A 2,009-nucleotide genomic window follows, 5' to 3' on the forward strand; every position below is an offset into this window, starting at 1 on the left:
ATATGAAACATACACTATGCGACCGCCGGCCTCTACAGAATCCGAAATGCCCGACCCGACAGGCCGAATCCGACCGTTCGAAAGGCAGACTTTCCATGATCAGCCAGTGGCAGCTGCGGGCCGCCTTCGCCGTACGGCTCTCGGAGATGTACGGGCGGGAGGTCCCCGCCTACACCACGCTCGTGGACGTCTCGCACGAGGTCAACGCGGACACCCTGCGCGCGCGGGGCGCCGACGCCGAACGCCTCGGCTCCATCAGCCGCGTCACCGCGGAGCGGCACGGCGCCATCCGCGTGGGCACCCCCGCCGAACTGCGCGACGTCGCCAGGATCTTCGGTGCGCTCGGCATGCGCCCGGTCGGCTTCTACGACCTGCGGGAGGCCGCCGCGAGCGCGGTGCCCGTCGTGTCCACGGCGTTCCGGCCGGTGGAACCCGAGGAGCTGGCGCGCAATCCCTTCCGTGTCTTCACCTCGCTGCTCACGCCCGCGGACCCGCGCTTCTTCGACGCCGGCCTGCGCTCGCGCCTGGAGACGTTCCTCGCCGGGCGTGAGCTGTTCCCGCCGGAGCTGCTGCACCTGGCCGACCGGGCCGAGGCCGAACGTGAACTCCCCGAGGCCCAGGCCATGCGCTTCCTCCATCTCGCCGTCCGGGCCTTCGAGTTGTCCGCCGAGCCGATCGACCAGGCCTGGTACGAGGAGCTGGAGCGGGTCTCGGCGGTCGCCGCGGACATCGGCGGCGTCGGCTCGACCCACATCAACCACCTCACCCCGCGTGTCCTGGACATCGACGAGCTCTACCGGCGGATGACCGACCGCGGCATCGAGATGATCGACACCATCCAGGGCCCGCCCGGCTGGAAGGGCCCCGATCTGCTGCTGCGCCAGACGTCCTTTCGCGCCCTGGCCGAACCGCGCGCCCAGCGCCGCCCGGACGGCAGCATCACCCGCGGCGCCCTGCGCGTGCGCTTCGGCGAGGTCGAAGCCCGCGGCATCGCCCTCACCCCGGCGGGCCGCGCCCTCTACGACCGCCTGCTCACCCTCGTCGACGACGAGGCAGCCCGGCACCCGGCGGCCGACCGCACCGAACTGGCCCGCACCGTGTGGGCCGCGCACGTCCCCGCCACCGAGCGCGAACTCGCCGCGCAGGACCTGGCCTACTTCACCTACCGCGCCGCACCCGAACGCCCGCGCGACGGGACACATCCTCCCTCCGGCATCGCCGAGTTGGAGAGCCAGGGCTGGGTGCAAGCCGAACCCGTCGTCTACGAGGACTTCCTGCCGCGCTCCGCCGCGGGCATCTTCCAGTCCAACCTCAGCGGCGAGGGCTCCCGCAACACCGGTCAGGAAGGCACCGCGTACGACAGCGACTGGCTCTCCGGCGCCATCGGCCGCGAGGTCCTCGACCCGTACGCCCTGTACGAGCGCCAGCAGGACCTCTCGATCGCGGTGGCCGGCCGCGAACTGGGCCTCGACCTCGACGGCACGCACCGCTGACTCCTCCACCCCCGCCCGCACCTCGACTCAGGGAGCACCATGACCGGCACCACCGCCCTGCCCACCACCGACGACCTGCGCACCCGGGCGCGCGCGAGCCTGCGGCGCGTCGGCGTGAGCGTCCCGGAGGGCAACGGCCTGCGGGCGCGCACGCCCATCACCGGCGAGGACCTGTTCGGCCTGGGCGCGGCGACCTCCGCCGACACCCGGGACGCCGTGGCCGCCGCCCGCGAGGCCTTCCTCGCCTGGCGCACCACGCCCGCCCCGCGCCGGGGCGAACTGGTGTGCCGCCTGGGCGAGTTGCTGCGCGAGCACCAGAGCGACCTGGCCGATCTGATCACCATCGAGGCGGGGAAGATCCGCTCGGAGGCGCTGGGCGAGGTCCAGGAGATGATCGACATCTGTGACTTCGCGGTCGGGCTCTCCCGCCAGCTCTACGGCCGCACCATCGCCTCCGAGCGCCCCGGCCACCGGCTAGCCGAGACCTGGCACCCGCTGGGCGTGGTCGGGGTGATC

At 72.7% G+C, this 2,009-nt stretch carries 2 protein-coding genes; both read left to right on the forward strand.

The window, feature by feature from the left end:
- The first annotated feature begins 95 nt into the window (after positions 1-95).
- Positions 96-1,493, forward strand: coding sequence for a 2-oxoadipate dioxygenase/decarboxylase (hglS, locus tag ACQKIP_RS46055; protein ID WP_365854177.1), 1,398 nt, complete (start codon positions 96-98; stop codon positions 1,491-1,493).
- A 39-nt stretch (positions 1,494-1,532) separates the two neighbouring features.
- Positions 1,533-2,009, forward strand: a 477-nt coding sequence (locus ACQKIP_RS46060) for an aldehyde dehydrogenase family protein (protein WP_427745731.1), incomplete at its 3' end; no start/stop codon positions are given.

This window comes from Streptomyces sp. NPDC059900 (genome assembly GCF_050270335.1).
Lineage (GTDB): Bacteria > Actinomycetota > Actinomycetes > Streptomycetales > Streptomycetaceae > Streptomyces.

What these genes read in the sequence shown, in the direction of transcription:
- hglS (WP_365854177.1), top strand. Translation starts at nt 96, where the DNA reads ATGATCAGCCAGTGGCAGCTGCGGGCCGCCTTCGCCGTACGGCTCTCG.